Genomic DNA, 1,947 nt, shown 5'->3' with positions numbered 1-1,947 from the left:
GCCGAAGACATCCTTGCGATCTCTTCGCGTGAGCGTCACAAGTGGCTGAAAAACGGACGGCTGCAAAGCATTGGCACCCGCACCGTGAAGATGCGCGGTCGATCCAAGGCCGTCACCTTCCACGTGTTCGATCCCAGGCACATCGAGGACATCCTTGATCGTGATCTGCCAAGCCTTTGGCGTGAAGAGGACGCGCAGCAAGTTACAGAGAACAGGCGACGTGGCGCCGGCAAGGCTGCCCTGACGCGGGCGGGAAAGGGTAGCGAGAAGGTTCGCGGTGCCGGGAATAACCCCAGAGATGACGCTCCCCGGCCCAAGTTGAAGGGCTGGAACGCGTTCGACGACGAGGGCCTGCTCCGTTAAATCCGTCTAGCCATTCGCGTCCAGAATGAGCCCTGAGCGAAAGCTAACCGGGAGCCGAAACGATCTGCAGTCGCGATTGCACGTCCTGAACCAATCCATGCTCAAGGAGTTCTTCAAGCCGACAACCGCCCATTTTTGAGGATGGCAGATTCGACAACTTCGTGCTTGAAATGTTGGAAACCGAGGGCGGGCCTATAAGGCTTCGGCATGGCGGATCTGGGCCGCCTCTGCTTCTGATCCATGGCCATCCTCGCACGCATATGACTTGGGGCCAGGTCGCGGACTTGCTGTCAGCAGATTTCTCCACGACCATACCCCAATCGCTACCCGGCAGGAAAAATCATGGCTGTTTCCTATAGAAAGAATCGCTTGCCACGGTGGTGCAGGAAGTCGGCGAGGTGGATTAGGTCCTGACCGACAAATGGTGCTACATGGGCGATGAAGAATGCCCGCCCAGCGTACGTTGTCTACGCACCACCGCTGATCGGCCTTCCGTTCCTGGCTGTGATACTGGCTCTGGATGACATCGCAACGCCCTTTGACACCGCCGATGAAGCGGCCGCCCACAACAAGGTGATGGCGGTTACAGGTGCGATACGGCAAAGCGGACTTGATAATCACAAATAGGAGAACCCGTCCATGAAACTGCTACGCATCACACCGATTGTCATTCTTGCCTGTGCCTTTGCCCTTGCGGCCTGCGCCAACACCGTCCGAGGCGTCGGCCGGGACGTCAAGGCAACGGCCAACGCAGTCGACGACACGGTCAACAAACCATGATGCAGAGGACCGTCACGGTTATCGAGAAGACAACGGGCCGCGTGATCGGAGCGCTGCCGATCGATCTTGCGCAGCAGGATCACGAGGCCTCCGATGATCAGTATTTCACCAAGGCGTTCGAAGCCGCCATGGACAGTGGCCTCATTCGTGAGGCCGACAAGCATGCGGTTGAATTCCGGCTTGAATAAAGTCGACGATGCAACGGCTTTCTGTCGCGTATCCGCGCATTGTGGTTTGCATGGTTTTGCACCTCAGCCATCCAGCAGGGGTGAATCAACACACCGTCCAGTCCAACTATCCCTAGGACAGCCCGTTGCGGCTATGAATGGGAGCGGCCGGTTTTGGCCCGGAGGTGAAGCAGCAGCCGCTGCTCAAAGCCACTCAGTAGAGCAAATCGGCGTATTGGTAGGCGAACACCCTCCCGTTGCTCTCATCGGTCACCTCAAGAAAGTAGTTTCCGGATCGGTTAGCGTCACGGGCATTTTCGTTGCCTGTGCGGCGGCGCAATAGGATGTCGGGGCCCCAGCTCGGTATTCCGCTATCACCTGGCCCGCAGGATATTCTCGGATTTGATACCCCACGGTCAGCCCCAGGGTCCGAATCGTCCATTAGGGATGCCTAACATTTCCCTTTTGGCGAGGCGGGGTGTACTTTAGGTACCGCTGGGTGATCCTAGCGACCTACACTGCCCGCTGCCGAGAGGTGGCGGGCCTTTTTGTTTATGTGTGGAACGCCGAATTCCAATGGGAGTTGGAATGCTGTCACCGTCCTTCCGTGGAGGCGATGATGGCCATGGACCTACAG

General features: G+C 57.8%; 3 protein-coding genes and 2 pseudogenes. All 5 read left to right on the top strand.

Going from position 1 to position 1,947, the window contains the following annotated elements; genetic code table 11:
• Positions 1-363: pseudogene (locus EOA22_RS31880) on the top strand (hypothetical protein); the annotation flags it as partial.
• 170 nt (positions 364-533) lie between these two features.
• Positions 534-668, top strand: a pseudogene (locus EOA22_RS39225) (alpha/beta hydrolase); the annotation flags it as partial.
• A gap of 133 nt (positions 669-801) precedes the next feature.
• Positions 802-990 (top strand): hypothetical protein, encoded by a 189-nt coding sequence (locus tag EOA22_RS31870; protein ID WP_063170820.1) that lies wholly within the window; start codon positions 802-804, stop codon positions 988-990.
• Positions 991-1,002: 12 nt separating this feature from the next.
• Positions 1,003-1,143, top strand: a complete 141-nt coding sequence (locus EOA22_RS31865; protein WP_032809501.1) for an entericidin A/B family lipoprotein — start codon at positions 1,003-1,005, stop codon at positions 1,141-1,143.
• Positions 1,140-1,331 carry a hypothetical protein gene (locus EOA22_RS31860; RefSeq protein WP_063170821.1) on the top strand — a complete coding sequence of 64 codons (192 nt, stop codon included), beginning with the start codon at positions 1,140-1,142 and terminating at the stop codon, positions 1,329-1,331. Before EOA22_RS31865 ends, EOA22_RS31860 begins: the two co-directional genes overlap by 4 nt.
• Positions 1,332-1,947 lie beyond the last annotated feature (616 nt).

The sequence above is a fragment of the Mesorhizobium sp. M7A.F.Ca.US.014.04.1.1 genome (genome assembly GCF_003998745.1).
GTDB lineage: Bacteria > Pseudomonadota > Alphaproteobacteria > Rhizobiales > Rhizobiaceae > Mesorhizobium > Mesorhizobium ciceri.
The sequence above is the reverse complement of the archived record's forward strand: the minus strand, read 5'-3'. Positions and strand labels throughout refer to the sequence as shown.